A 26,271-nucleotide genomic window follows, 5' to 3' on the forward strand; every position below is an offset into this window, starting at 1 on the left:
TGACTTACCAGCGCATGTATCCGGCCACCCTCAACACTGCCGCAGAGGCCCAGTTTGCCGGCGACGTGGCGGAAAGCCTGGTCGGTGCCGCCAACGTGGTGCGTGACCTGGAGCCGAGCATGGGCGCCGAGGATTTCTCCTTCATGCTGCGCGTCAAACCCGGTGCCTACCTGCGGCTTGGCCAGGGCGCAGAAAACGGCCTGGGCAGTTGCCACCTGCACAACAACCGTTACGACTTCAATGACGACGTGCTGCCCCTGGGCGCCGCGCTGCACGCCAGCCTGGCGGAGCAGGCCATGCCTTGTCAGCCTGACAACTCAGCCCACGGCGCCTGTCTCGCGCAGGGCTTGAACAGCATCCGCATCCAGGCCCAGCGCGTTCAACAGTTCATCGGTATGGGCGCCCAGCACGGGCGGGCTCAGGCGCACACCGAGGCGCTGGCCGTCCATAGTGAAGGGGAATAACGTGGCCTTGCTGGTCTGGCCGGCGCGCGCACCGTCGGGCAGAGTGATGTCGGCCAGGCCGCCGGTCGCCAGCAGGTGCTCGTCGTCAAACAGTTCCTCGGGCTTACGGATCGGCGCGAAGGGCAACTTGTTGGTTTCCATCAAGTGACCCAGCTCAGTGGCGCTGTAGTGTGCCAGGCGTTCGCGAAGTATCGGCATCAAGGTGGGGCGCTCGCGCACGCGGTCGTTGTTGGAGGCATAACGCGCATCAGATTTCAGGTCAGCAAAACCAAACACATCGCAAAAGGTAGACCACTGCGCGTCACTCACCGCCGAGATAAAAATCTGCTCGCCGTCTTTCACCGTGAACACGTCGTACACCGCCCAAGGCGAGATGCGCGCCGGCATGGGCGCGGCGGGTTGGCCTGTCATGGCGTATTGCAACATGTGCTGGCCGACCAGAAACACGTTGTTCTCGAACAGCGCGCTTTGCACCTCCTGGCCACGGCCTGTGATGCCGCGCTGGATCAGGGCGCCCAAAGCGCCAATGGCGCCAAACATGCCGCCCATGATGTCGTTGACGCTGGTGCCCGCGCGCAGCGGGTCGCCGGGTCGGCCGGTCATGTAGGCCAGCCCACCCATCATTTGCACCACTTCGTCCAGGGCTGTGCGGTGCTCGTAGGGGCCGGGCAAAAAACCTTTGTGGCTCACGTAAATCAGCTTGGGATTGACCTGCGACAGCGTGGCGTAGTCGAGCCCGTACTTGGCCATGGTGTCGGGCTTGAAGTTTTCCAGCACCACGTCGGCGCCAGCCGCCAGCTGGCGCGCAATGGCTGCGCCCTCGGGCTTGTGCAGGTCGATGGCGATGCTTTTCTTGTTGCGGTTGAACATGGGAAAAAACCCGGCCCCCGCACCGAGCAAATGCCGGGTGCGGTCACCCTCAATCGGTTCGACCTTGATCACCTCGGCGCCCATGTCGGCCAGCACCATGCCGCAGGTCGGTCCCATGACCATGTGGGTGAATTCGACCACACGCAGGCCGGTCAAGGGCAGGGCGTGTGACGTGGTGGTTTGGTTGGATGACATCAGAGAGCTCGGCAAAAACAGGTGGACGAAACGCCCTGATTATTTCCCAGCTTGGGCTGACGTGGCATTACCCGCATTTTGGTCAAAGCTCTTGCATGGCGCTTCAAAGGCCGGTGTCAGCATCCCTCCTTAAAATCAGGCCATGCCAAATTCAATCCAAAACCCGCTGGCTCAACAGATGGCGCCCGGCCGCAGCCAGCCGCGCGCCGTGCTGTTCGATGCCTACGGTACCTTGCTCGACGTGTACAGCGTGGCGCAGCTGGCAGACGAACTTTTCCCCGGCCACGGCCAGGCGGTGAGTGTGCTGTGGCGCGACAAGCAGATTGAATACACCCGCCTGGTCACCACCAGCAACCATGGGGCGCATTACCAGCCGTTTGGCGTGCTGACCCGGGCCGCGCTGGTGTTTGCGCTCAAGAAGATCGTGGGTGGCACCTTGGCGCACGACGACTTTCTGCTGGAGCATGAGCCCGCCATCGAGATGCTGCTGGCACAGTACCAGCATCTGGACGCCTTCCCGGAAAACCTGGCCGTCTTGAAACAACTCAAGGCCCAGGGCATTCCGATGGGCATCTTGAGCAATGGCGACGCCGCCATGCTGCAGGCCGCCGTGCATTCGGCCGGCTTTGACGGCCTGCTCGATTACGTTATCAGCGTCGATCCCATTCGCAAATACAAAACCCATCCGGATGCCTACGCGCTGGGCGAGCAGGCCACCGGGCTTGCCGCGCAAGACATCGTGTTTGTCAGCTCCAATGCCTGGGACGCGCTGGGCGCCACCTGGTATGGCTACCAGACGCTGTGGGTCAACCGTTACCATTTGCCTTTTGAGGAACTGGGCACCCAGCCCAGCCGCACCGGCGCTGATTTGCGCGACGTGCTGGATTTTTTCAAAGCCTGATTTTTTCTGATTTTTAACTCCGAGTCTCACCACCATGACTGAACGCATCACCAAGAACGGCCTGCAAATTGCCGCCAACCTGTGCCAATTCATCGACACCCAGGTGCTACCCGGCACCGGCATCGCACCCGCCAAATTCTGGAAGGGTTTTGGCGCCATCGTGACCGACCTGGCGCCCAAGAATCTCGCCCTGCTGGCCGAGCGCGACCGCCTGCAAACCGAGCTCGATACCTGGCACAAGGCCCACCCTGGTCCGATCACCGACATGCCGGCCTACCGCGCCTTTCTGGACGGCATCGGCTATCTGGTCGAGCCCCCCAAAAAGGCCCGCATCACCACCCAAAACGTCGATGCCGAGCTGGCCAAACAGGCCGGGCCGCAGTTGGTGGTGCCGATTCTGAACGCCCGCTACGCGCTGAACGCAGCCAACTCACGCTGGGGCAGTTTGTATGACGCGCTCTACGGCACCGATGTGATCGATGAGGCCAAGGGCTGCGAAAAGGTCGGTAAAAAGGGCGGTTACAACCCCAGGCGCGGCGCCAAGGTGATCGCCTATGCGCGCCATGTGCTCGACCGCTGCGCCCCGCTGCGCAAGGGCTCGCATGTCGATTCAGTCGAATACCGCATCAAGGGCGGCAAGCTGGCGGTGAAACTGGCCGACGGCAGCAACACCAGCCTGCTTGATGCCAAGCAATTTGTCGGCTACCAGGGCGAGGCAAAAGCGCCTTCAAGCGTGCTGTTCGAGCACAATGACCTGCACCTGGACCTGATCATCAACCGCGCCACGGCCATTGGTGCCAAAGACGCCGCCGGTGTGGCCGATCTGGTGGTGGAAGCCGCGCTGTCCACGATTCTGGACCTGGAAGACTCGGTGGCTGCCGTGGACGCCGACGACAAGGTGCTGGCTTACAGCAACTGGCTGGGCATCCTGAATGGCACGCTGACCGAGACCTTCGAGAAGGGCGGCAAGACGCTGCAGCGCGGCCTCAACGCCGACCGCATCTACACCGCACCCGACGGCACCCCGCAGAAGGTGCGCCTGCACGGCCGCTCGCTGATGTTCGTGCGCAACGTCGGCCACCTGATGACCAACCCGGCCGTTTTGTACACCGACAAGGCCGGCACCGTGCGTGAAATTCCCGAGGGCATTCTGGATGCCGTGGTCACCACCACGATTGCCATGTACGACCTGGCCAAGACCAAGAAGGACGCCATCCGCAACTCGCGCAAGGGCTCGGTCTACATCGTCAAGCCCAAGATGCACGGCCCGGCAGAAGTGGCATTTGCCAGCGAGCTGTTTGGCCGCGTCGAAGCCATGCTGGGCCTGCCCGACAGCACGGTCAAGCTCGGCATCATGGACGAAGAGCGCCGCACCAGCGTCAACCTGAAAGCCTGCATTGCCGCCGCCGCCAGCCGTGTCGCCTTCATCAACACCGGCTTCCTGGATCGCACTGGCGACGAGATGCACAGCGCCATGCAGGCAGGCCCCATGATCCGCAAGGGCGATATGAAGAGCAGCGCCTGGATCCATGCTTACGAGCACAACAACGTGCTGGTCGGCTTGAGCTGCGGCCTGCGCGGCAAAGCCCAGATCGGCAAGGGTATGTGGGCCATGCCTGATTTGATGAAAGCCATGCTGGAGCAAAAGATTGCCCACCCCAAGGCCGGCGCCAACACCGCCTGGGTGCCCAGCCCGACGGGTGCCACGCTGCATGCGCTGCACTACCACCAGGTGCTGGTCAGCGAGGTCCAAAAAGAGATGGAAAAAACGCATGCCAGGCGTAACCCCCAGCAAGAGCGCGATGCCTTGCTGGCTGGCTTGCTGACCGTCCCTGTTGCCGCCAGCCAGAACTGGACCGAGGCCGAAAAACAGCAGGAGCTTGACAACAACGCCCAGGGCATTCTGGGCTACGTGGTGCGCTGGGTCGATCAGGGCGTGGGCTGCTCCAAGGTGCCCGACATCCACAACGTCGCCCTGATGGAAGACCGCGCCACGCTGCGCATCTCCAGCCAGCACATGGCCAACTGGCTGCACCATGGCGTGGTGACCGAGGCCCAGGTGAAGGCAACCTTCGAGCGCATGGCTGCCGTGGTCGATGGCCAGAACGCAGGCGACCCGCTGTACCAGCCGATGGCGGGCCACTTCGACACCTCGATGGCCTACCAGGCCGCCTGTGATTTGGTCTTCAAGGGCCTGGCGCAACCCAGTGGCTACACCGAGCCGTTGCTGCATGGCTGGCGGCTGAAGGTGAAGGCGGCGCTGGTTAAATAAAAAATAACCGTGTAATTTGTTGATTTAATAATAAAATTACACGGATGGATATCTCCGTTAATCCTGCTGATCGTGCCATTGTCGCGTCCCTGACCCAACTCCTGAATGAGTTCCCGGCGGTGGTTTTGCTGGGGCCGCGACAGGTGGGCAAAACAACCCTGGCGCGCCAATGGGTGGGCCGGCACGCTGGCACAGGCGCAGCCAAGCCCCTCTACCTCGACCTGGAGTTGCCATCTGCTCGACGCCAGTTGGACGATGCGGAAAGCTTTTTTGCCGCACATCATCGGCAACTGTTGGTTCTGGATGAAGTTCAGCGCGTGCCTGAATTGTTTGCCATCCTGCGCGGCGTGATTGACGAACGGCGCCGTGCGGGTGAAATGGCGGGGCAATTTTTATTGCTGGGCTCTGCGTCTGGCGTTCTCCTCGGACAGGCCTCGGAGAGCCTGGCAGGGCGCATTGCCATGCTGGAACTGACGCCTTTTCAACTGCGCGAACTGATTCCGGAAAACGCTCAACCCATGGCGCCCGGCGAAGCAGACGCACTGCTGAACCGCCATTGGGTGCGCGGTGGCTTCCCCTTGTCTTATCTGGCCAAGACAGATGCGGCCAGTTTGCGCTGGCGTGAGGCTTTTATCACCAGCTACCTGGAGCGCGACATTCCGGCGCTGGGTTTGCGCATTCCAGCGGCCACGCTGCGCCGCTTGTGGACCATGCTCGCGCACCACCAGGGGCAATTGCTCAATCAATCGCAACTGGCGGGTGCGCTGGCCGTTTCCGGGCAAACCGTGACGCGCTATATTGATCTGCTGTGCGACCTGATGCTGGTGCGGCGCCTGCCGCCCTGGAGTGGCAACGCGGGCAAGCGACTGGTGCGCGCGCCCAAGGTGTATGTGCGAGACAGCGGCCTCACGCATGCGCTGCTCGGCTTGCCCACCCTGGAGGCCGTGTTGTCGCATCCCGTTGCTGGACAAAGCTGGGAAGCCCATGTGCTGGAGCAACTCATCGCTGCCGCGCCTCAGGCCCAGGCCACTTTTTACCGAACCTCGCATGGCGCCGAGTGCGACCTGGTGCTGACTGCACCCAGTGGCCAGACCTGGGTTTGTGAAATCAAGCGATCGTCCGCCCCCACAGTCTCTCGCGGCTTTTATGAAGCGGCCAGAGATGTGGGCGCAAGCAAAAAACTGCTCATTGCACCTGTTCCCAACTGTTATCCGGCCAAAGACGGGATTGAGGTCATGCCCCCGGTCGATGCGGTGGGCCTGGTCTGCAAGTTCTTAAAATAAGCCTCTACTTCCAATCCCTGTCTTCACCATGACACCCACCTCAGCCCTCGATCCGCAGCACTGCCCGCTGTGCGGACAGCCCAACCAGTGCGCCATGGAGGTGCAGGCGGCCACCGGCGTCCAGCAGCCGCCCTGCTGGTGCACCCAAACGCAGTTCAGCGCCGAGTTGCTGAACAAAATCCCGGAAGCGGCGCGAGGTGTGGCCTGCTTGTGCGCGGCCTGCGTGAAAGCCAGTCAGGCATGAACTGGCTCGACAACATTCCGCTGGTGGTGCTGATCGCGCTGGCCGCCTGGATGGCGGTGGCGCCGATCACGCCTGAGCCGCACCTGATCGAAAAGCTGCGCATGCTGACCCAAGGCACGCTGGTCAAACCGCTGGACATTTTTGATTTGCTGCTGCACAGCGCCCCCATCGTGCTGCTGGCGGTTCGCCTGTGGCGCCAGTTCATCGCCCATTGACCATGTCTTCTGAAAACTCACTTTTGACGCCTGCCGCTGCGGCAGTCCCTGCGCGCACCGAGCCGCGCCTGACGAGCTTGTCGCATGGCGGCGGTTGTGGTTGCAAAATCGCGCCCGGCGTGCTGTCCAACATCCTCAAGGGCACCACGGCCATGCCGATGCCCAAGGAGTTGCTGGTGGGCATCGAGACCTCGGACGATGCGGCCGTGTACCAGCTCAACGACGAGCAGGCGCTGATTGCCACCACCGACTTCTTCATGCCGATCGTCGATGACCCGTTCGACTTCGGCCGCATTGCCGCCACCAACGCCATCAGCGATGTCTATGCCATGGGCGGCACGCCGATCATGGCGCTGGCGCTGGTCGGCATGCCCATTAGCGTGCTGTCGGTGGAGACCATTGGCAAGATTCTGGAGGGCGGTGCCAGCGTTTGCCGCGCCGCCGGTATTCCGATCGCGGGGGGCCACACCATCGACTCGGTCGAGCCCATTTACGGCTTGGTCGCCATGGGCCTGATGCACCCGGGGCGGGTCAAGCGCAACGCCAGCGCGCAAGTGGGCGACCGTCTGATTCTGGGCAAGCCGCTGGGTGTGGGCGTGCTGTCGGCGGCGCTCAAGAAAGACAAGCTAACTGCTGCGGGCTACGCCGAGATGATTCGCGTCACCACCCAGCTCAACACGCCCGGCCCTGCGCTGGCCGCGCTTGATGGCGTGCACGCCATGACCGATGTCACCGGTTTTGCCCTGGCCGGCCACGCGCTGGAGATGGCGCGCGGTGCCGCCTGCACGGTGCAACTGGACTGGCAGAAGGTGCCGTTTCTGGACGGCGTTCGCGAACTGGCGCAGCAGGGTTGCATCACCGGCGCGTCAGGCCGCAATTGGGCGGCTTACGGCCATGAGGTCAGTTTGCCCGCTGGTTTTTCAGCGGTCGAGCAAGCCCTGCTGACCGACCCGCAAACCAGCGGCGGCCTGCTGGTGAGTTGTGCGCCGTCAGAAGTTGACAAGGTGATGGCCGTCTTCCGGGCGCACGGCTTTGCCGATGCTGCGGATATTGGGGAAGTGCGCGTCTTCAATGGCGCGACCCACCTGCTTCTCTAAGCCCAGCTGCCGCCCATCTATTTGGCCCACCCAGGCTCAGGGCAGCCAACGCAACTGGGCCACATAGCCCAGGCTGCTGCCCTGCGTGTTGTCGCCGTCGGCACCCACGGCCACGGCGGTGACCGGTGGCAAAGTCGGGCTCTCCTGACCAAACAGCAGGGAAAAGTCCTCAGCGATATTGCGGCGCTGGGTGACCCATTGCCCGGTGGCTGATTCCGAGCCATTGAGCACCATAAAACGCACCCGCGCGCTGTAGGGGTTGGGGCCGGTGGTGCCTGCCGGGTAGCGGCTGTCCCAGAGGTAACAGAGTGTGGCGCTGGGCAGGTTTTGCCCACTGACCGAGCGGGCCAGGGCCAGCACCGAGCGCTGCAAAAAGGGGATGTCGGCCAGCGGCTGGTCCAGCATCACGCAGACCTTGAGCGCCGCATCGTCACCGGCTTTGGTTTTGATGTCGGCGGTGGCCAGCGGCTGCGCCAGTCGCCAGCGCCAGCTCAAAAATTCGGGTGCCGGGCCTTGCCATACGTGGGTCAGCACGCCGTAGGACGCTTGCGTGCGCAGCGCCACCACGCTTTCGCCGCCCAAGGTGATCGCCTCAAACTTGCTGAGCGGCGCTTTGTCGTTGGGCAGACCGCTCAAGCGCCAGGCCGGGTGCAGCGTGGCGCGCCCGGTTGCGCCGCCTGCCGTGGTCAAAGGCGCCAGTGCGGCATGGGCCGTGCTAATCCCTAAAAAACAGGTGGCGGCCAGGCCGGCCAAGTGGTTTGAAATAGGCTCGCTCATTGAAAGGCCCGCCAGCCCCACCAGATGCGTGTGGCCGTGGTGATGGTGCAGAGCGCGGCAAAGCCATAGGCCAGCTCGATGAACAGGCCGGGCCAGACACACATGGCCATGAAACAGGCGAGGGTTTCGCTGGCTTCGGTCAGTCCGCCCAGAAAATAGAACGACTTGTCGGGCGTGGCCAGGTTGCTTGAGCCCCGCTTGGCCGCCAGCACGGCAAAGGCCAGAAAGCTCGAGCCGGTGCCAATGAACGCTGCCAGCAGCACCGCCGCCGGCAGCGCGTTGCGAGCCGGGTCGCTGAAGGCAAAGGCCAGCGGGATGCTGGCGTAGAAGACAAAGTCGAACGCAATGTCCAAAAAGCCGCCGGCATCGGTCGGCTGGGTCAGGCGCGCCACGGCGCCATCGAGCGCATCCAGCAGCCTTGACACCAGGATCACGATGGCCCCCACAAGATACGCTTGAAAGGCAATCAAAAATGCGGCAAAAAGTCCCAACAAAAAGCCCAGCAGCGTGAGCTGATTGGCCGACAGGCCCATGCGCCTGGCCTGCCGCGCAAGGCGTTGGATCCAGGGGGCGATGCGTAGGCTGACAGAGCGGTCGAACATGGATAAATTCAAACAGGTTAAGCTTCGTTGTGACAAGCATAGCGGACCCGGGCGCCAGGTCGGCACGCCAGCGCTCTGTAAATGCACTCTTTTACCCGATTGGAGCTATGAATGAAGAAAACCCTGTTGGCCTTGTTGCTGCTGACCAGCGCTGCCGCCTTTGCCCAAACCAGCCCGGCCAAACAGGCGCTGGTTGACAAATTGCTTGAGTTGCAACGTGCCGGCATCGAGCAGTCGGCGCAGGCGCTCGCCCTGCGCCCCGCGTTGCAAATGGAGCAGGCGGTGAGCGTGGCCCTGCAAACCCGCGTGCCGCCTGAAAAGCGTGAGGCGGTGGCCAAGGAAGTCCAGGCCGATTTGAAAAAATATGCCGAAGAGGTGGTGCCCCTGATGCGCCAGAAGGCCGTCAAGCTGGCTCCCGGAACGGTGGGCGTGCTGCTGGCAGAAAAATTTTCCGAGGATGAGCTCAAGCAGCTCATCGCCCTCATCGAATCCCCGGTAAATCGTAAATATCAGCAAATGGGTGGTGAACTGCAAAAATCCCTGGCCGACAAGCTGGTGGAAGACATGCGCGCCACGGTGGACCCCAAGGTCAAGGCGCTGGCCACGGCCATCGACAAGCACCTGGGCTCGCCAAAACCTGCCGCCAAACCGGCAAAAGGCGCTGCGTCTGCCCCTCGGCAGTAGTCAAGGCCCTCTTGCACAGAGAGGGTCTACACCAATTTGCCGATTATTTGATGTAAAGCAAGCATTGCCCCTGAAAAATATAGTTGATAAGTGTTTACCCTTGGTTCGCAAATTACCGAGCTTTTCATCAGAAAACTGTAAGCAAGCCCCGTGATAGTCCACCCCGCAACACTGCGGGCTGGATACCGCGTAATGTACGGGCGCAGCAAGCAATTGCTGTTTTGTCTTATTTCTAAACAGGAGACTTCATGAAGCATGACTACGACAGTGGTGCCTACTGGAAGGAAACCATCAAACTTTTGAGGAATGTGCTGATCCTCTGGTTTCTGGTGTCTTTCGGGGCGGGCATTTTATTTGTTGACTTTTTCAACCAATTCCACCTCGGTGGTTACCCCTTGGGCTTCTGGTTTGCACACCAGGGTTCCATGTACATCTTCGTGGCGCAGATTTTTTACTACGCCTGGCGCATGAATAACCTGGACATCAAGTTCGATGTTCATGAAGACTGAGGACTAAAACATGGATCTTCAAACCACAATCTACCTCATGGTGGGCCTGAGCTTTGCGCTCTACATCGGTATTGCCGTCTGGGCACGTGCCGGTACCACCAGTGAGTTCTACTCTGCGGGCGGCTCGGTGCACCCGGTGCTCAACGGCATGGCCACCGGCGCTGACTGGATGTCTGCTGCATCGTTCATCTCCATGGCCGGCCTGATCGCCAACATGGGTTACGGTGGCGCCTTGTTCCTGATGGGCTGGACCGGTGGCTACGTGCTGCTGGCGATGTTGCTGGCACCCTACCTGCGCAAGTTCGGCAAATTTACCGTGCCGCAGTTCATTGGTGACCGCTTCTACTCCAAGGGCGCTGCCATGATCGCCGTGCTGTGCCTGCTGACCGCCTCACTGACCTACATCATTGGTCAGATGACGGGTGTCGGCGTGGCGTTCGCGCGCTTTTTGGGCGTGTCCGCCGACGTGGGTATCTATGTCGGTATGGGCATCGTGTTCCTGTACGCCGTGTTCGGCGGCATGAAGGGCATCACCTACACCCAGGTGGCGCAATACATCGTGCTGATTCTGGCCTACACCATTCCTGCGATCTTCATCTCCTTGCAGCTAACAGGTAATTTCCTGCCCCAGTTGGGTCTGGGCAGCACGATGACAGGTACCGATATGTCGCTATTGGCGAAGCTGGACGGTGTGGTAACTGACCTCGGCTTTGGCAAATACACCACCACCACGGCGGGTAGCACACTCAATATGTTTGTGTACACCATGTCGCTGATGATCGGTACTGCCGGTCTGCCGCACGTGATCATGCGCTTCTTCACGGTGCCTACCGTGAAAGACGCACGCTCAAGCGCTGGCTGGGCGCTGGTGTTCATTGCCATTCTGTACACCACGGCCCCTGCTGTGGCGGCCATGGCCAAGCTGAACCTGCATGCCACGGTCAATACGGCTGTAGTGAAGGGCGGCGATTTGTATGCCCCTGAAGCCAGCATTCAGGCCGAAGGTCGTCCTGACTGGATGAAGCGCTGGGAAAAGACCGGTCTGCTGAAGTTCACCGACAAGAACGGTGACGGCCGCATCCAGTACTACAACGACAAGTCCAAAAACCCTGACGCTGTGGCCAAAGCCACGGCTGCGGGCTGGAAGGGTAACGAGCTCGAAGTGAACGCCGACATTATTGTGCTGGCCAACCCTGAAATTGCCTTGCTGCCCAACTGGGTGATCGGTCTGGTGGCTGCTGGCGGTTTGGCCGCTGCGCTGTCCACCGCTGCGGGCTTGCTGATGGCCATTTCTTCGGCCGTGTCGCACGACCTGATCAAGGGCATCTTCATGCCGGAAATCTCTGAAAAGGGTGAACTGCTGGCTGGCAAGATTGCCATGGCTGTTGCGATTGTGGTGTCGGGCTACCTGGGCTTGAATCCGCCAGGGTTTGCGGCCGGTACCGTGGCGCTGGCCTTTGGTATTGCCGCTTCGTCGCTGTTCCCGGCCATCATGATGGGTATCTTCAGCAAGAAGATGAACAAGGAAGGCGCCATGGCCGGTATGCTGGCGGGCTTGTTCATCACATTGTTCTACGTGTTTGCGCACAAGGGTATCTTCTTTATCAAGGGCACAGACTTCCTGCCCTTGATCGGTGGCGCCAACCCCTTCTTCGGCATCACGCCTGAAGCCTTCGGTGCCATTGGCGCGCTGGTGAACTTTGCGGTGGCTTTTGCTGTCGATAAGGTCACCCCCGAGCCACCCGAGCATATTCAGCACATGGTTGAATCTGTGCGTATTCCGCGCGGTTCCAAAATTGTGGACGGCGCGCACTAAGCTGGCGCCAACAACCTGAGTCAACCCCTTGCCCACAGCCGTGGGCAAGGGTGACAATCAAAGCCCTGTCGGTCAACATGCTGGCAGGGTTTTTTATTTTGTTCTGGAGCCTGACATGGTGTTTGATATCAGCGTCGCAATGACGTGGATTTTGTTTTTGGCGCTTTTCCCCATCAGTTTTGTCTGGCTGCGCCGGGCTTGGCGCATTGTGATGAATCGGGACTTTTCCGAAGTGGCCGTCAAGCGCGGCGAGGCGCCGCCCAACCCGGAAAAATTTGCGCCGTACGAGATGGCGATCAATCTGGTGAGTGGTGTCATCATCGTGTGTGTGATTGGCGCTGTACTGGGCGGCTATTGGGAATACAGCACCTGGAGCGCCATTGCCGGCAGCACCATCTGGTGCAAGTTCATTGCCAGTTTTGCGCTCAGCCGCCATGCCCATGCCAGTTGGCTCAAGGGCAAGGCCTGAGCACCGGGTAACATCAACTTTCAGGAGGCAGGCATGGCTGACAGTTTGACGACGCAGCGCCTCGTGGCCCTGTTTTTCTGCGGCTGGCTGGTGCTCAATTTTCCGCTGCTGGGTCTGTGGGACGTGGATGCCAGCGTGTTTGGGTTGCCGCTTTTCCCGACGGCCCTGATGGCGCTCTGGACGCTGTTGATCGTGGCGTTGGCGTGGCTGATGGAACGGCACATCTCGCTGGATCAGGAAGACTAGCCATGTTGTCGCCCGTACTGGTGGTCGGGGCTTCGTTTGCTTACCTGCTGCTGCTGTTTGCGGTGGCCAGCTTTGGCGACTGGCGCGCGGCGCAAGGCCGCTCCATCATTGCCAACCCATGGACCTATGCCCTGTCGCTGGCGGTGTATTGCACCGCCTGGACCTACTTTGGCAGCGTCGGCCGCGCCGCTTCGGGCGGCATCTGGTTTTTGCCGATTTACCTGGGGCCGACGCTGGCCATGACGCTGGGATGGCTGGTGCTGCGCAAGATGATCCGCATCGCCAAGACCTACCGCATCACCTCGATCGCCGACTTTATTGGCAGCCGCTACGGCAAAAGCCCGCTGCTCGCCGGGCTGGTCACGCTGATTGCCGTGGTGGGCATCGTGCCCTATATCGCGCTGCAGCTCAAGGCGGTCTCGGCCGGCTATGGCCTGCTCACGGCGACCACGCTGGGCGAGTTGCCGGTGCAGGCGCATTGGGCGCAGGACAGCACCTTTTACATGGCGCTGGCGCTGGCGGGTTTCACCATGGTGTTTGGCGCCAGGCACCTGGATTCGGCCGAGCGTCACGAGGGACTGGTGGCGGCGATTGCCTTCGAGTCGGTGGTCAAGTTGATAGCCTTTCTGGCGGTGGGGCTGTTCGTGGTCTATGGCATGTTCAATGGCCTCAACGACTTGTTCACGCGTGCCCATGCGGTGCCCGAGCTGGCCAAACTGCTGCGGCTGGAACAAAGCGGCAGCTTTGCCTGGACGCAGTGGTTCGCGCTGACGCTGTTGTCGATGCTGTCGGTGATCTTTTTGCCGCGCCAGTTTCAGGTGATGGTGGTGGAAAACGTGCGCGAGAGCCATCTGCGCCGGGCGGTCTGGGTGTTTCCGATGTACCTGCTGGCCATCAATCTGTTCGTCTTGCCGATTGCCCTGGGCGGCTTGCTGTACTTCGACGGCGCCAAACTCAATGCCGACAACTTTGTGCTGTCATTGCCTTTGGCAGCCGGGCAGCCGGCGCTGGCGCTGTTTGCCTTTATCGGCGGCTTGTCGGCAGCCACCGGCATGGTGATCGTGGAGACCATTGCGGTCTCGACCATGGTCTGCAACGAGCTGGTGATGCCGCTGCTGTTGCGCACCGCCCATTTCAAATCGGAGGCCGGGCACGACCTGACGCGTGCGCTGCTGACCATTCGCCGGGCCGCCATTCTGGGGGTGCTGGTGCTGGGTTATGTGTACTACCACCTCGCCGGTGAAGCCTATGCGCTGGTCAGCATCGGCCTCATCAGCTTTGCGGCGGTGGCCCAGTTTGCGCCGGCGGTGCTCGGCGGCTTGTACTGGAAAGGCGCCACGCGCCAGGGCGCGCTGGTGGGCCTGTTGGCCGGCTTTGTGATGTGGGGCTACACGCTGATGCTGCCTTCGCTGGCCAAGTCGGGCTGGTTGCCCGATGCATTTCTGATCCAGGGTCTGTGGGGCTTGAGCTGGCTGCGGCCCGAGCAGTTGTTTGGCCTGCACGGTCTGGACAATCTGACGCATTCGTTGTTCTGGAGTTTGCTGGCCAACATTGGCGCCTATGTGGGCTTGTCGTTGTGGCGTGCGCCCAGTGGCCAGGAGGCCAGCCAGGCGTTGCTGTTCGTCGATGTGTTCGAGCGCACCACCACGGCGCGGCCGGTGTTCTGGCGCGGTCGCGCCACGGTGCCGGATCTGCTGCGCCTGTGTGTTCGCTTCATGGGCATGGAGCGGGCACAAGAGCTGTTTTCGTCTTACGCGCGCCAGGTGGGGGTGAACAGCCTGAGCGGCATCACGCCTGACGCGCGTCTGGTGCAGTTTGTCGAGACCCAATTGGCCGGGGCTGTCGGCAGCGCCTCCGCCCGGGTGCTGGTGGCCAGCAGTGTCGAGGAAGAAACCCTGACGCCCGACGACGTGCTGCGCATTCTGGACGAAACCTCGCAGTTGCGCGCGCACTCTCAAGAGCTGGAAGAAAAGTCAGCCTCGCTGGAGCGCGCCACGCGCGAACTGCGCGCCGCCAACGAGCAGCTCAAGAGCCTGGACCGGCTCAAGGACGACTTCATGTCGTCGGTGACGCACGAGCTGCGCACCCCGCTGACATCCATTCGGGCGCTGGCCGAACTGATGCGCGACGACCCGGCCATGGCCGAGGCGCAGCGCTGCCAGTTCATCGCCATCATCGTCAGCGAAACCGAGCGTTTGTCGCGGCTGGTGAACCAGGTGCTCGACATGGCCAAGATCGAGTCAGGTCATGCCGAGTGGCATAACACCGAGGTGGACCTGTGCGCGCTGGTGCAGCAAGCGGTGGTGACCACGTCGGAACTGTTTCGGGAACGCCAGACGCAAGTGAGCGTGACTGTGCCGGCGCAGCCGCTGATCTTGATGGCCGACCCCGACCGGCTGACCCAGGTGCTGCTCAATTTGCTCTCCAACGCCGGCAAGTTTGTGCCCATTCACGGCGGTCGGGTTGATGTAAGCCTGGGCAGCGACGATACCGGCGTGACAGTCACCGTGCGTGACAACGGCCCCGGTGTGACGGCAGAGCAGCAGGCGCTGATTTTCGAGAAATTCCGCCAGGGCGGCGATGCTGCCAACCGGCCGCAGGGCACGGGTCTGGGGCTGCCGATCAGCCGCCAGATCGTGGAGCACTTTGGTGGCAGACTGTGGCTGGAGTCACAACCGGGGCAGGGAGCGGCATTTTGCTTTTACCTGCCCTTCAAAATATAAAAGAGGAGCGAGATGAGTCCAAAAATACTGGTGGCCGATGACGAGCCCAACATCGTGATTTCGCTGGAGTATCTGCTCAAGCGCGAAGGCTACACCGTGGTGATTGCGCGTGACGGCCAGGAGGCGGTGGACGCCATCACGCGGGAGCAGCCCGACTTGGTGCTGCTCGATGTGATGATGCCAAAAAAGACCGGTTTCGAGGTGTGCCAGGAAGTGCGCGGCCTGGAGGCAGTGCAGGCCACCAAAATCCTGATGCTGACCGCCAAGGGTCGCGATACCGATGTCGCCAAGGGGCTGGCGCTGGGCGCCGACGCCTACATGACCAAGCCTTTTGCCACCCGTGAACTGGTGCAAAAGGTGGCCGAGATGTTGGGCCGCACTGCATGAACCGGTTCAAGATCGACCGCCGCCTGATCCTGGCGATCGTCGTGATCGGCCTGGCCACGGTGGTCTGGCTGCTGCTGACCATCGGTCTGATTGCCTCGACCCTGGATTCTGCGCAACGCGCGGTGCTGGCAGAGCAGTTGGCGCCCCGTTTTGTGCTGATCGGCATGACCTGGGTGTTCGGCCTGGTGGCCATTGCCTCAACCCTGCGCTGGCTGTTCCGGCGCTATGCCAGTGCGCCCGGGCGCTTGCTGGAGCAGACCAAGGTGTTGCTGGCGGCGCCGCGGGCCGCGCCCATGAACCACTTGGGCACCACCGAGACCCAGGCGCTGGCCGAGGTGATATTTGAGCTCGCCGCCCAGCGCGACACCTTGCGCGCCGATGTGGCCACGCAAATTGCCCAGGCCAGCTTGAGCGTGCAGCAGGAAAAAAACCGCCTGGCCGCGCTGATGAGCGAGCTCACGCAAAGCGTGGTGGTGTGCAATCTCGATGGTCGCATCATTTTGTACAACAGCCGCGCCCGGCTGCAATTCAAGGCGCTGTCGGTGGCGCCGACGCTGGCTGGTGGCGCCGAGCTGGTGGGCATCGGGCGCTCCATTTACGCCGTGTTCGACCGGCAGCTGGTGGCGCACGCGCTGGAGAGCATCCAGCAGCGCCTGAGCCGCGGCGCCGGCAGCCCGTCGGCGCAGTTCGTCACCACCACGCAAGCGGGGCAGTTGCTCAAGGTGCAAATGGCGCCGGTGCGCAATGTCGATGCATTGGGAAGCGCGGCCGAGATCAGCGGCTTTGTGCTGATGCTCGACAACGTGACGCGGGCTTTTGAAGAAGAACACTTGCGCGACCAGTTGCTGCACGGCCTGACCGAGGGCAGCCGCTCGTCGCTGGCCAACATTCAGGCGGCGGTCGAGATGCTGGCCTTCCCGGACCTTGAAGCACCCATGCACGAGCGCTTTCTGACCGTGGTGCGCGAAGAGGTGCACAGCATGAGCGCGCGCATCAACGACATGACGCAACAGGCCACGCAGGGACTCAAGGCGCGCTGGCCGCTCGAAGAAATGCTCGGCGCCGACGTGCTGCTGGCCACGCAGCGGCGCATCGAGGCGCGCAACCAGCGCCCGGTGACGCTGGAAAACCTGGATGCCAGTGTCTGGCTCAAGGTCGATAGCTTCAGCCTGACGCAGGCGCTCGACTACCTGGCCATGCGTCTGGTCGATGAGTTCGACGTCAAGTTTTTCCGGCTGCGCCTGCAGGCCAGTGGCAACCGCGCCCAGCTCGACCTGATCTGGAGCGGCCAGGCCATGAGCACCGAGACCGTGATGAGCTGGGAAATGGACAGCATGCGCTTTGGCGCCGAGAGCACGCCGCTGACCGTGCGCGATGTCATCGAGCGCCATGGTGGCGAGATGTGGTTCGAGCGCGAGCGCGTGCGCCACGAGGCATTTTTCAGGTTTCTGCTGCCGCTGGCCAGCGTGCAGGAGCAGTTGGAGGCGACGCAGATTCTGCAAAGCGACAGCCGCCCCGAGTACTACGACTTCGACCTGTTCCAGACCACCGACCAAAGCAGCGCGCTCGAAGACCGGCGGCTCAGCGAGCTGTCTTTTACCGTGTTCGACACCGAAACCACCGGCCTGAACCCGTCCGAGGGCGATCAGATCATCCAGATCGGCGCGGCGCGCATTGTCAACGGCAAGCTGCTGCGCCAGGAAAGTTTTGAACAACTGGTCAACCCCGGGCGCCTGATTCCGGCCGCCACGGTGCCGATCCACGGTATCACGCAGGACATGGTCAAGAGCAAGCCGCCGATTACCCAGGTGCTGCCGGCGTTTTACAGCTACGCACAAGACACCGTGCTGGTGGCGCACAACGCCGCCTTCGACATGAAGTTCCTGCAACTGCAGGAGCGCAACACCGGGCTGGTCTTCAACCACCCGGTGCTCGACACCCTGCTGCTCTCTGCCGTGGTGCACCCCAATCAGGAATCGCACCGCCTGGAGGCGATTGCCGAGCGCTTCAACATCACCGTGCTGGGCCGTCACACCGCGCTGGGTGACGCCATGGTGACTGCCGAAGTCTGGTTGCGCCTGCTGCCGCTGCTGCAGGCCATGGGCATCATCACCCTGCGCCAGGCGCGTGAGGCAGCGCAAAAGACCTATTACGCCCGGCTGAAATACTGAGATCTAGAAGCGCCCGCCCGCATAGCGCTGACCCAGCACGCCCTGCAGGGTTTGCACCACGCTGAACGCGTCTTTCAGGTGGCTGCGCTCGAAGTTGCTGAGTTCTTCCAGCGCCAGAAAGTTGTCAGGCGCCTGGCCCAGCACCATTTGGTGCGCCTGGTGGGCAATGCGCAGCTTGCCCAAAAACTCCAGTGCATCGCGCAGGTCGCGCGCGCTTTGCCCGGTCACTTCGCCGGCCTGCGCCGACACTTCGAGCCGGTCGTGGGTATTGGCCACCGTGACGCCGGCGGCCAGCGCATAGACCCGGGCCAGATCGACGATCGGCACGATGCCGGTGTGTTTGAGGTCGATGGTGTGCGGGTGGTCGCCACCCCGGCTGAGCGTGATCTGGCCGAACATACCCAGTGGCGGGCGGTGCTTGAGGGCGTTGCTCACCATGTGCGCCAGAAACAGGCTGTTGCCCTTGGTGTGCTGCACCACCTGCTGGCGCAGGCCGTCGAGCAGCTCGGCCTTGCCGTGGATCGCGCGCAGGTCGAAAAACACGCAGGTCAGCATCAGTGACTTGGGTTTGGGTTGCTCCACCCACTTGCGGAAATACTCGGCCCAGACCCGGCGCGGCTGGCGCCAGGTGTCGGTCATGGCCATCATTTCGCCCGGGCAGTGGATGTAGCCGCACTCGGCCAGGCCGTCGCAGACAAATTTGCTGAAACGCTTGAAGTACTCGCCATGCACGGCTTCATCAAACGCGTCATCGAGCATCAGGCAGTTGTCCTGGTCGGACTTGGCGGTTTGCTCGTTGCGCGCCTGGCTGCCGGCGGCCACCCACACGTAGTCCACCGGGGCCGGCCCCATTTGCGCCTCGGCCAGGTGAATCAGCCGGGTTGTGATGGCGTCGGTGATGGCGGTCACGATGTGGCCGGTGCTGTAGGCGCTGGCATCGGCGGCGGCCAGGTGCTGTTGTAGTTGACCGACGCGTCCGCTGATGCTTTTCAGGCCGTCGAGCGTGGTTTGCTTGTAGATGTCGCCGGCCAGGTACACCGCCGAGGTGCTGTGCTGCTCGGTCAGGTCAGTGGCGGTGATCATGCCCAGGATGTTGCCGCCGTCCATCACCGGCATGTGGTGGATGTTGTGGCGCGCCATCAGGAGCAGGGCTTCGAACGCAGGGCTGTTGGCACTCACCGTCATCGGCGCCAGTGTGGCAATGTCGGAGATCGGGCGGGTGATGTCCAGATTGAGCGCCACCACGCGGTTGCGCAGGTCGCGGTCGGTGACCAGGCCGAACAGCAGGCCCTGCTCGACCAGCAACACCGAGGACACGCGCCGGTCGCGCATGACCATTGCGGTGTCCTGGATCGAGGTGTGGGGCGGCAGCGTGATGGGCTCGCGTTTGATCAGGGTGCGAATGGGGGTGTTCAGCAGGTTCAGCGCGCTGCCGGATTCGCTGACCTGGCTGGACTGCCTGGCCTGCGGTTGATCCGCTGGCGCAATGGAGGGGAAAAAGAAGGCAAGTTGCGGGTGCTTGGCGCACAGTTGCTCGAGGCCTTGCGCCGACAACCATGCCAAATCGCAATCGGCGGCGGCCACGGCCTGCCAGGTGGCCAATTGCGGCGTCGGCGTGGCGCCAAAACCAAACAGGTCGCCCGTTTCCAACTGCACCGACAGATTCAAATCGGGGTCGCTCAGGCGCACTGCGCCGCTCAGGACGAGCACCAGCCGGCTCGGCAGTTGGCCCTGCGTCATCAGCGTGGTGCCCGCCGTCACCGAGACCAGGGTGAACTGGGCGGCCAACGCGTCACGGCTTTTGGCGCTGAGCTGGCCAAAAGTCCGCTGCCGGGAGAGGTGGCTGGTCAACAGGGGCGAGGGCTTGGGCGTGGCGGGCATGGCAGAGGCTTCACGGTTGTGACGGGGATTTGGGCAATTTTCGGCCAAATTTGAGCATGCGGGTGGCGATCAGGGTCTCGGTCAGAAAACACAGCAGGGCCAGCAAGAAGCAGGTCACGCCAGACAGAAACAGGATGGTCGCGATGCGAAATATTTGCCACTCTGTGGTCTCGCCCAGAAACAGCGCCATGATGGTCAAACCGATCATGATGGCGCAAAACGTCAGCAGCGCAATGCAGGCGTTGACCAACGCGCCGCGCTGTCGCAGTTGCTTGAGCTCGGAGAAGGCAGCGTTCATCGGATTGTTGGATGGAGCGACCTCGATGCGGTCTTCGAGCACGCGGGCGCGGTCGATGATGCGCGCCAGGCGACCGGCCACACTGCCGATCATGCCGGCCACGGCGGTGAGCAAAAAAACCGGCGCCACGGCAAGCTGGATGCCGTGGGTGACGGTGTCGAGGTCGGTGGCAAAAAACATGGTCGTTCCCCGGTGGTGAATCGTCTCACTGTAACTTCATGCGCTTCGGGTGTGTCTGTTTCTGAGCAGTGCGACCAAACCAATGGCCGCCACCGCCATCAACAGGGCCGGAAAACCAATGCCGACTGACAAGTCAAGCAACGCCCCGGAGATGCCCGACGCGATCAGCCCACCCAGGGTATAGGTCAGCACCAGCACGGCCGTGGCGTTGACGAGTGTCATGCCTTTTTCGCGCGAACCAATGTCGATCATGGCCAGGGTGTAGAGGGCGCCTCCCGCGGCGCCCCAGATGGCCACCATCGGCCAGATCAGCCCCCGGTGCTGGCTGACCCAGGGACTGGCGCAGGCCGACAGAAAAATAAGTCCGGCACAGATTGCCATCATGGTTCTGCGGCCCAGAACGGGCGAATCAAAACGGTCTGCCAGCATGCCCGCAGGCAGCGCCGCCAGCGTGCCGCCCATTCCACTGACCGACACCAATAGTGCCGCCGCGCTGGCGCCCAAGCCCAGGGTAAGCCCGTAAAGCGGCAGGATGGAGGCCAGACCGAGTTCAAAAAAACCGCCCAGGAACCCCGCCAGCATGATCACCGGATGGGACCGGACTGCGCGCAACAGTCCGTGCAGGCCGATGCCGGCACTGTGGCGATCAGCGTCCGGCGGCAGCGGTGGAATCAGGGCGGTCCAGCCCAGGCCGATGGCCAGCAGCGCCATCACCAGCCAGAGGGCTTGGGCATTGTCGGGGCCGACCCAGGCCAGCAGCGCCGGACCAATCACAAAGGTGAGTCCGATCATGGTGGCAAAGGCACCGATGTAGCGGCCCGTCTGTCCCGCTGGGGCAAATTCTGCAATAAAAGCCTCGGCCAGCACCCAGCGCAGTCCATCGGCGAGGCCAGCGACGAGTGCCAGCACGAACCACAGCCACAGGCTGCTGGTCGTGAAAAAACCAAGCGCAGCGACCAGTGGGAGGGTGGAGGTCAGCCACATGGCGCGGCGCCGTCCCAGTCGGCGGGTGATGACCGAGGCAAAGGGCGTGATGATGAAAATGCCCAGCCAGGTGGTGGCCGCAAACAGCCCGGCGACCGTGCTGGAAACGTCGGCTTGCTTGAGCAGCAGCAACAGCAGCGGCGACAGCATGAAAACGCCCGAGAGGAGGAACAAAGTTGAGCCAAAGACGCTCAGCAAGCCTTGTCGCAAGATTTATCCCGCCGATTGCAACGCCAGCCCGGCATGCTCGCGCAGCGGGTGGAAGTGGATCTTGGGGAAGCGCTCCTGCGCCAGCCGCACGTCGTAGGGACTGGTGCACAGGTAGGCCAGCGTGTCGGCCGCGTCGCGCGCCATGCGCTGCGGGTAGGCGTAGACAAATTCTTTCAGCTCGGCGGGCGAGTCGGCGGTGATCCAGCGCGCGCCGGTGTACTGGCTGCCCTCCAACCGCACATCGGCGTCGTATTCGCCTTTGAGGCGGTGCTGCACCACCTCGAACTGCAGCTGGCCGATGGCGCCGAGCAGCATGTTGCCGCCCATCTCGGGCCGGAACACCTGGATCGCGCCCTCTTCGCCCAACTGCGCCAGACCCTGCTGCAACTGCTTGGTGCGCAGCGGGTTCTTCAGCACCACGGTCATGAACATCTCGGGTGCAAAAAACGGCAGGCCGGTGAACAGCAGGTTGACCGAGCCGTCGGTGATGGTGTCGCCGAGTTGCACGCCGCCGTGGGTGGTGAAGCCGACGATGTCGCCGGCATAGGCTTCTTCCACCGCCTCGCGGCGCTGGCTCATGAAGGTGACCACGCTGGTGGGGCGCAGCTCTTTGCCGGTGCGCATCACCTTGAGTTTCATGCCCGGTGTGTATTTACCCGAGACAATGCGCACAAAGGCGATGCGGTCGCGGTGGTTGGCGTCCATGTTGGCCTGCACCTTGAACACCACGCCTGAAAAAGCGTCGTCTTCGGGGTGGACCTCCTTGATGACGGGCTGTTTGTTGACCACGAACGAGCTGGTGCGCGGACCCGGCGAGGGCGCCAGATCGACCAGCGCGTCGAGCACTTCCATGACCCCGAAGTTGTTTACGCCCGAGCCAAAGAACACCGGGGTTTGCTTGCCGGCCAGAAAGGCTTCGCGGTCGAACCTGGGACTGGCGCCGGTGGCCAGCTCCATGCTTTCCAGGGCGGTGTCCCATTCGTGGCCAAAGCGCTTCTGCAGTGCCTCGGGGCTAGACAGCGGCATGGCCTCGAAGTCGTGCGGCAGGCGCTCTGAGCCAGATTCAAACACGGTCATGGTCTGGGTGCGCAGATTGATGATGCCACCGAAGGTCTTGCCCTGGCCGACCGGCCAGGTCATGGGCACGCAAGGCATGCCAAGTTCACGCTCGACCTCGTCCAGAATGTCGAGCGGGTCGCGCACTTCGCGGTCCATCTTGTTGATGAAGGTGATGATGGGGGTATCGCGCTGGCGGCAGACCTCGATCAGGCGCCGGGTTTGACTCTCGACGCCGTTGGCCGCGTCGATCACCATCAAGGCCGAATCCACGGCCGTGAGCACGCGGTAGGTGTCCTCTGAAAAGTCCTTGTGGCCGGGGGTGTCGAGCAGGTTGATGACGTGGTCGCGATAGACCATCTGCATGACCGAGCTGGCGACCGAAATGCCGCGCTGCTTCTCGATCTCCATCCAGTCGCTGGTGGCATGGCGCGTGGCTTTGCGGGACTTCACCGAGCCCGCAATCTGGATGGCACCCGAGAACAGCAACAGCTTTTCGGTCAGCGTGGTTTTACCCGCGTCGGGGTGCGAGATGATGGCAAAAGTGCGGCGGCGGCGGGTTTCAAAAGCGTAGGTCACGGGGTGGTCTCGAATGGGAGGTGGCTGCCGGGTGGTCAGCACGGGTCAGGCAAACGGCTGGTTTGACCAGAAAACCGGGTAATTGGCGCAGCCACTAGGGAATCGCCACATTTTAAAGGCTGGGCGGGCGGTTTTCTCGGGGGTGTTTGGTGCTAAATTCAAGTGGTCACAGTTGCAGCAGGTGTTACCCATCATGGCCATCCAGACAATTCCAACCCAGCCCTTTGCAGGCCAGCGTCCCGGGACTTCGGGTTTGCGCAAAAAGGTGACGGTGTTCACCCAGCCTCGCTACCTTGAAAATTTTGCGCAGGCGCTGTTCGACGTGCTCAACGCCGGCGGAGCCGGGGGCCGCGCCTTGCATGGCCAGACCCTGGTGCTGGGCGGCGACGGCCGTTTCTTCAATCGCAGTGCGGTGCAAATCATTCTGAAACTGGCAGCGGCCAACGGCTTGGCGCGTGTGCTGCTGGGGCAAGGCGGCATTTTGTCCACGCCTGCAGTCAGCGCGGTGATCCGGCGCCGTCACGCCTTTGGCGGCATCGTGCTGTCGGCCAGCCATAACCCGGGTGGGCCGGAGGGCGACTTCGGCATCAAGTACAACGCCGGCAATGGCGGCCCGGCCAACGAAGCCCTGACCGAGGCGGTCTATGCGCGCACCCAGGTGCTGTCTGAACTGCGCCAGAGCGACGCCCCCGACATTGACCTGGATCGTCTGGTCTTGCAGCAAGTCGAGCAGCTGCAGGTCGAGGTGATCGACCCGGTGGCGGATTACGCGGCGGTGATGCGCGGACTGTTCGACTTCGCCCTGCTGCGCGGCATGTTTGCACGCGGCTTCGCGATGCGCGTGGATGCCATGAACGCCGTGGGCGGGCCCTATGCCAGGGCGATTCTGGAGGGCGAGCTGGGCGCCCCGGCGGGCACGGTGGTCAATGCCGTGCCGCTGGAAGATTTTGGTGGCCTGCACCCCGACCCCAACCCGGTCAACGCCGAAGACCTGATTGCCCACATGCAAGGGGCCGATGCACCCGACTTTGGCGCCGCCATGGACGGCGATGCCGACCGCAACATGGTGGTGGGCCGCAACTTTGTCGTCACGCCGTCGGACAGCCTGGCGCTGATGACCGCACACGCCAAGTTGATTCCGGGCTACAAGGACGGACTGCTCGGCGTGGCGCGGTCCATGCCGACCTCGGCAGCGGTGGACCGCGTGGCCAAGGCGCTGGATTTGCCCTGTTTCGAGACCCCTACCGGCTGGAAGTTTTTTGGCAACCTGCTTGATGCCGGGCGCGTCAGCTTGTGCGGCGAAGAGAGCTACGGCACCGGCTCCAGCCACGTGCGCGAAAAGGACGGGCTGTGGGCGATCTTGTTCTGGCTCAGTTTGCAGGGCGCCACGGGCCGTTCGGTGGAGACTCTGGTGCGCGAACACTGGCGTGTTTACGGCCGAAATTACTACACCCGGCATGACTATGAGGGCATTGCGGTGGATGTGGCCAATACGCTGATGGAGGCTTTGCGCGCTGCCTTGCCCGCCCTTGTCGGGCGGCAGTTTGCCCAACGTCGGGTGGTGGTGGCCGATGATTTTTCCTACACCGATCCGGTGGATGGTTCCGTCTCGGGCCAGCAGGGCATTCGCCTGATGTTTGACGATGGCGCGCGCGTCATTTTCAGGCTGTCGGGTACCGGCACCGAGGGCGCCACGCTGCGGCTGTACCTGGAGCGTTACGAGGCCGACGTGGCCCAGCAGGACCAGCCCGTGCAGCAGGCGCTGGCCGAACTGGCGGTTGTGGCCGAACAGGTCGCCGGTATCAGGGTGCGCACCGGCATGGCCGGCCCCACGGTGGCCACCTGAAAAAAATCAACCTCAAGGAGACATTCATGGTGCAAGCCCAGATAGAGACAAGAGCCCCGGAAACCCATCAACTGGTGCGGCATACCGTGGCCTTGATCCTGGCCGGCGGTCGCGGCTCGCGGCTCAAGCAATTGACCGACACGCGCGCCAAGCCGGCGGTGTACTTTGGCGGCAAGTTCCGCATCATCGACTTTGCGCTGTCGAATTGCCTGAACTCGGGCATCCGGCGCATGGCGGTGGTGACACAGTACAAATCGCATTCGCTGATGCGCCATTTGCAGCGCGGCTGGAGTTTCTTGCGCGCCGAGCTCAATGAAATGGTGGACCTGCTGCCGGCCCAGCAGCGTGCAGGCGAGGAGCACTGGTACCGCGGCACAGCCGATGCCATTTTTCAGAACTTGGACATCATCCGCTCCAGCAAGCCAAAATACATCGTGATCCTGGCCGGCGACCATGTTTACAAGATGGACTACTCGATCATGCTCAAGGACCATGTGGCCCGTGATGCGGGCTGCACGGTGGGCTGTATCGAAGTGCCTCGCGCAGAGGCCGGCGCGTTCGGGGTGATGGCCATCGACGAGACGCGCCAAATCACCGCTTTTGTCGAAAAGCCTGATGACCCGCCGCCAATGCCTGGCAATGACGCCGTGTCGCTGGCCAGCATGGGGATTTACATTTTTGACGCAGATTACCTGTATCAACTGCTCGATGATGACCTGGCCAATCCGCAGTCAGAGCACGACTTTGGCAAGAACGTGATTCCGCAGGCCGTGGCTGATGGCCGGGCACTGGCGCATCCGTTCGGACTGTCCTGCGTGTCACGGGTCAAAGAGGTGGAGCCTTACTGGCGTGACGTCGGCACCATCGACGCGTTTTGGTCTGCCAACCTGGACCTGGCCTCGACCGTGCCGGAGCTCGACATTTACGACACCGAATGGCCGATCTGGACCTACCAGCGCCAGTTGCCACCGGCCAAATTTGTGCCGGACAAGGATGGCAACCATGGCATTTATGCCAATACCGTGGTGTCGGGCGGCTGCATTGTGTCGGGCTCGCATGTGGCGCATTCGGTGCTGTTTTCCGAGGTGCGGGTGCATTCTGACTGTCATATCGACGAGGCCGTGGTGCTGCCCGATGTGACCATTCACCGCCACTGCCGCCTGCGCAAAGTGGTGATCGACCGCGGCTGCGAAATCCCGGAAGGCTTGGTGGTGGGCGAAGATGCGGTGCTCGACGCGCAGCGCTTCGAGCGAACCGAAGGCGGCGTGGTGCTGATCACGCGCGACATGCTGGCCAGGCTGTGAAACGAAAG

At 62.4% G+C, this 26,271-nt stretch carries 23 protein-coding genes and 1 pseudogene; 17 read left to right on the plus strand and 7 right to left on the minus strand.

Going from position 1 to position 26,271, the window contains the following annotated elements; genetic code table 11:
- A partial coding sequence (locus PHF15_RS13825) for a M20/M25/M40 family metallo-hydrolase (protein WP_366520617.1) occupies positions 1-464 on the plus strand: 464 nt, incomplete at its 5' end.
- Here the strand turns inward: PHF15_RS13825 and PHF15_RS13830 are convergent.
- Positions 453-1,529: pseudogene (locus PHF15_RS13830) on the minus strand (CoA transferase); the annotation flags it as partial. The gene PHF15_RS13825 and the pseudogene PHF15_RS13830 overlap by 12 nt on opposite strands.
- Positions 1,530-1,671: 142 nt before the next feature.
- Between PHF15_RS13830 and PHF15_RS13835 the strand changes: the two are divergent.
- Genes PHF15_RS13835 through selD form a run of 6 tightly spaced genes read left to right on the plus strand, consistent with a single transcriptional unit; the run spans position 1,672 to position 7,541 of the window.
- Positions 1,672-2,430 carry a haloacid dehalogenase type II gene (locus PHF15_RS13835; protein WP_300121898.1) on the plus strand — a complete coding sequence of 253 codons (759 nt, stop codon included), beginning with the start codon at positions 1,672-1,674 and terminating at the stop codon, positions 2,428-2,430.
- 34 nt (positions 2,431-2,464) lie between these two features.
- Complete coding sequence (locus PHF15_RS13840; RefSeq protein ID WP_300121900.1) at positions 2,465-4,702, plus strand: malate synthase G; 2,238 nt, start codon at positions 2,465-2,467, stop codon at positions 4,700-4,702.
- Between the two features lie 44 nt (positions 4,703-4,746).
- Positions 4,747-5,985, plus strand: coding sequence for an ATP-binding protein (locus tag PHF15_RS13845; protein WP_300121902.1), 1,239 nt, complete (start codon positions 4,747-4,749; stop codon positions 5,983-5,985).
- Between the two features lie 28 nt (positions 5,986-6,013).
- The gene (locus PHF15_RS13850; protein ID WP_300121904.1) at positions 6,014-6,229 is read left to right on the plus strand and encodes a cysteine-rich CWC family protein; all 216 of its coding nucleotides are present in this window, start codon (positions 6,014-6,016) and stop codon (positions 6,227-6,229) included.
- Entirely contained in the window at positions 6,226-6,444 is a 219-nt protein-coding gene (locus tag PHF15_RS13855; protein ID WP_300121905.1) for a hypothetical protein, read from the plus strand. The genes PHF15_RS13850 and PHF15_RS13855 overlap by 4 nt, the downstream gene beginning before the upstream one ends.
- 2 nt (positions 6,445-6,446) lie before the next feature.
- Positions 6,447-7,541 (plus strand): selenide, water dikinase SelD, encoded by a 1,095-nt coding sequence (selD, locus tag PHF15_RS13860; RefSeq protein ID WP_300121906.1) that lies wholly within the window; start codon positions 6,447-6,449, stop codon positions 7,539-7,541.
- Between the two features lie 36 nt (positions 7,542-7,577).
- Here the strand turns inward: selD and PHF15_RS13865 are convergent, their stop codons facing one another.
- Positions 7,578-8,318, minus strand: coding sequence for a DUF3047 domain-containing protein (locus PHF15_RS13865; RefSeq protein WP_300121907.1), 741 nt, complete (start codon positions 8,316-8,318; stop codon positions 7,578-7,580).
- Positions 8,315-8,920, minus strand: coding sequence for a CDP-alcohol phosphatidyltransferase family protein (locus tag PHF15_RS13870; RefSeq protein ID WP_300121909.1), 606 nt, complete (start codon positions 8,918-8,920; stop codon positions 8,315-8,317). Before PHF15_RS13870 ends, PHF15_RS13865 begins: the two co-directional genes overlap by 4 nt.
- Before the next feature lie 111 nt (positions 8,921-9,031).
- Between PHF15_RS13870 and PHF15_RS13875 the strand changes: the two genes are divergently transcribed.
- The 8 genes from PHF15_RS13875 (at position 9,032) to PHF15_RS13910 (ending at position 17,925) form a co-directional block, all read left to right on the plus strand.
- The gene (locus PHF15_RS13875) at positions 9,032-9,604 is read left to right on the plus strand and encodes a hypothetical protein (protein WP_300121910.1); all 573 of its coding nucleotides are present in this window, start codon (positions 9,032-9,034) and stop codon (positions 9,602-9,604) included.
- A 248-nt stretch (positions 9,605-9,852) separates the two neighbouring features.
- Positions 9,853-10,113, plus strand: a complete 261-nt coding sequence (locus tag PHF15_RS13880) for a DUF4212 domain-containing protein (protein ID WP_300121911.1) — start codon at positions 9,853-9,855, stop codon at positions 10,111-10,113.
- Between the two features lie 10 nt (positions 10,114-10,123).
- The gene (locus tag PHF15_RS13885) at positions 10,124-11,929 is read left to right on the plus strand and encodes a sodium:solute symporter family protein (protein WP_300121912.1); all 1,806 of its coding nucleotides are present in this window, start codon (positions 10,124-10,126) and stop codon (positions 11,927-11,929) included.
- A 115-nt stretch (positions 11,930-12,044) separates the two neighbouring features.
- Positions 12,045-12,398, plus strand: coding sequence for a hypothetical protein (locus tag PHF15_RS13890; RefSeq protein ID WP_300121913.1), 354 nt, complete (start codon positions 12,045-12,047; stop codon positions 12,396-12,398).
- Between the two features lie 33 nt (positions 12,399-12,431).
- Positions 12,432-12,644, plus strand: coding sequence for a hypothetical protein (locus tag PHF15_RS13895; protein ID WP_300121915.1), 213 nt, complete (start codon positions 12,432-12,434; stop codon positions 12,642-12,644).
- Positions 12,645-12,646: 2 nt separating this feature from the next.
- The gene (locus tag PHF15_RS13900; protein WP_300121917.1) at positions 12,647-15,367 is read left to right on the plus strand and encodes a sensor histidine kinase; all 2,721 of its coding nucleotides are present in this window, start codon (positions 12,647-12,649) and stop codon (positions 15,365-15,367) included.
- A 12-nt stretch (positions 15,368-15,379) separates the two neighbouring features.
- Entirely contained in the window at positions 15,380-15,754 is a 375-nt protein-coding gene (locus PHF15_RS13905) for a response regulator (RefSeq protein WP_300121918.1), read from the plus strand.
- The gene (locus tag PHF15_RS13910) at positions 15,751-17,925 is read left to right on the plus strand and encodes an exonuclease domain-containing protein (protein ID WP_300121919.1); all 2,175 of its coding nucleotides are present in this window, start codon (positions 15,751-15,753) and stop codon (positions 17,923-17,925) included. Before PHF15_RS13905 ends, PHF15_RS13910 begins: the two co-directional genes overlap by 4 nt.
- Before the next feature lie 3 nt (positions 17,926-17,928).
- On the opposite strand, the gene PHF15_RS13915 is transcribed toward PHF15_RS13910, so the two are convergent.
- The 4 genes from PHF15_RS13915 to PHF15_RS13930 are packed head-to-tail and all read right to left on the minus strand — an operon-like array spanning position 17,929 to position 23,113.
- Positions 17,929-19,806 (minus strand): putative nucleotidyltransferase substrate binding domain-containing protein, encoded by a 1,878-nt coding sequence (locus tag PHF15_RS13915; RefSeq protein WP_300121920.1) that lies wholly within the window; start codon positions 19,804-19,806, stop codon positions 17,929-17,931.
- 10 nt (positions 19,807-19,816) lie between these two features.
- Positions 19,817-20,284 carry a DUF2721 domain-containing protein gene (locus PHF15_RS13920; RefSeq protein ID WP_300121921.1) on the minus strand — a complete coding sequence of 156 codons (468 nt, stop codon included), beginning with the start codon at positions 20,282-20,284 and terminating at the stop codon, positions 19,817-19,819.
- A gap of 36 nt (positions 20,285-20,320) precedes the next feature.
- Positions 20,321-21,442, minus strand: a complete 1,122-nt coding sequence (locus PHF15_RS13925) for an MFS transporter (protein ID WP_300121922.1) — start codon at positions 21,440-21,442, stop codon at positions 20,321-20,323.
- A gap of 39 nt (positions 21,443-21,481) precedes the next feature.
- Positions 21,482-23,113: a peptide chain release factor 3 gene (locus PHF15_RS13930; RefSeq protein ID WP_300121923.1), complete on the minus strand. Its 1,632-nt coding sequence runs from the start codon at positions 23,111-23,113 to the stop codon at positions 21,482-21,484.
- 193 nt (positions 23,114-23,306) lie between these two features.
- Here PHF15_RS13930 and PHF15_RS13935 point away from each other — a divergent pair, with 193 nt between their 5' ends.
- The gene (locus PHF15_RS13935) at positions 23,307-24,959 is read left to right on the plus strand and encodes an alpha-D-glucose phosphate-specific phosphoglucomutase (RefSeq protein ID WP_300121924.1); all 1,653 of its coding nucleotides are present in this window, start codon (positions 23,307-23,309) and stop codon (positions 24,957-24,959) included.
- Positions 24,960-24,985: 26 nt separating this feature from the next.
- Positions 24,986-26,263, plus strand: a complete 1,278-nt coding sequence (gene glgC, locus PHF15_RS13940; protein WP_300121925.1) for a glucose-1-phosphate adenylyltransferase — start codon at positions 24,986-24,988, stop codon at positions 26,261-26,263.
- The last annotated feature ends 8 nt before the right edge of the window (positions 26,264-26,271 follow it).

This window comes from Rhodoferax sp., assembly GCF_028689295.1.
In the GTDB taxonomy this organism is placed as follows: Bacteria; Pseudomonadota; Gammaproteobacteria; order Burkholderiales; family Burkholderiaceae_C; genus Rhodoferax.

What these genes read in the sequence shown, in the direction of transcription:
- PHF15_RS13885 (WP_300121912.1), top strand. Translation starts at nt 10,124, where the DNA reads ATGGATCTTCAAACCACAATCTACCTCATGGTGGGCCTGAGCTTTGCG.
- PHF15_RS13840 (WP_300121900.1), top strand. Translation starts at nt 2,465, where the DNA reads ATGACTGAACGCATCACCAAGAACGGCCTGCAAATTGCCGCCAACCTG.
- PHF15_RS13850 (WP_300121904.1), top strand. Translation starts at nt 6,014, where the DNA reads ATGACACCCACCTCAGCCCTCGATCCGCAGCACTGCCCGCTGTGCGGA.
- PHF15_RS13920 (WP_300121921.1), bottom strand. Translation starts at nt 20,284, where the DNA reads ATGTTTTTTGCCACCGACCTCGACACCGTCACCCACGGCATCCAGCTT.
- selD (WP_300121906.1), top strand. Translation starts at nt 6,447, where the DNA reads ATGTCTTCTGAAAACTCACTTTTGACGCCTGCCGCTGCGGCAGTCCCT.
- PHF15_RS13895 (WP_300121915.1), top strand. Translation starts at nt 12,432, where the DNA reads ATGGCTGACAGTTTGACGACGCAGCGCCTCGTGGCCCTGTTTTTCTGC.
- PHF15_RS13900 (WP_300121917.1), top strand. Translation starts at nt 12,647, where the DNA reads ATGTTGTCGCCCGTACTGGTGGTCGGGGCTTCGTTTGCTTACCTGCTG.
- PHF15_RS13880 (WP_300121911.1), top strand. Translation starts at nt 9,853, where the DNA reads ATGAAGCATGACTACGACAGTGGTGCCTACTGGAAGGAAACCATCAAA.
- PHF15_RS13935 (WP_300121924.1), top strand. Translation starts at nt 23,307, where the DNA reads ATGGCCATCCAGACAATTCCAACCCAGCCCTTTGCAGGCCAGCGTCCC.
- PHF15_RS13870 (WP_300121909.1), bottom strand. Translation starts at nt 8,920, where the DNA reads ATGTTCGACCGCTCTGTCAGCCTACGCATCGCCCCCTGGATCCAACGC.
- PHF15_RS13845 (WP_300121902.1), top strand. Translation starts at nt 4,747, where the DNA reads ATGGATATCTCCGTTAATCCTGCTGATCGTGCCATTGTCGCGTCCCTG.
- PHF15_RS13905 (WP_300121918.1), top strand. Translation starts at nt 15,380, where the DNA reads ATGAGTCCAAAAATACTGGTGGCCGATGACGAGCCCAACATCGTGATT.
- PHF15_RS13865 (WP_300121907.1), bottom strand. Translation starts at nt 8,318, where the DNA reads ATGAGCGAGCCTATTTCAAACCACTTGGCCGGCCTGGCCGCCACCTGT.
- PHF15_RS13855 (WP_300121905.1), top strand. Translation starts at nt 6,226, where the DNA reads ATGAACTGGCTCGACAACATTCCGCTGGTGGTGCTGATCGCGCTGGCC.
- glgC (WP_300121925.1), top strand. Translation starts at nt 24,986, where the DNA reads ATGGTGCAAGCCCAGATAGAGACAAGAGCCCCGGAAACCCATCAACTG.
- PHF15_RS13915 (WP_300121920.1), bottom strand. Translation starts at nt 19,806, where the DNA reads ATGCCCGCCACGCCCAAGCCCTCGCCCCTGTTGACCAGCCACCTCTCC.
- PHF15_RS13910 (WP_300121919.1), top strand. Translation starts at nt 15,751, where the DNA reads ATGAACCGGTTCAAGATCGACCGCCGCCTGATCCTGGCGATCGTCGTG.
- PHF15_RS13890 (WP_300121913.1), top strand. Translation starts at nt 12,045, where the DNA reads ATGGTGTTTGATATCAGCGTCGCAATGACGTGGATTTTGTTTTTGGCG.
- PHF15_RS13835 (WP_300121898.1), top strand. Translation starts at nt 1,672, where the DNA reads ATGCCAAATTCAATCCAAAACCCGCTGGCTCAACAGATGGCGCCCGGC.
- PHF15_RS13875 (WP_300121910.1), top strand. Translation starts at nt 9,032, where the DNA reads ATGAAGAAAACCCTGTTGGCCTTGTTGCTGCTGACCAGCGCTGCCGCC.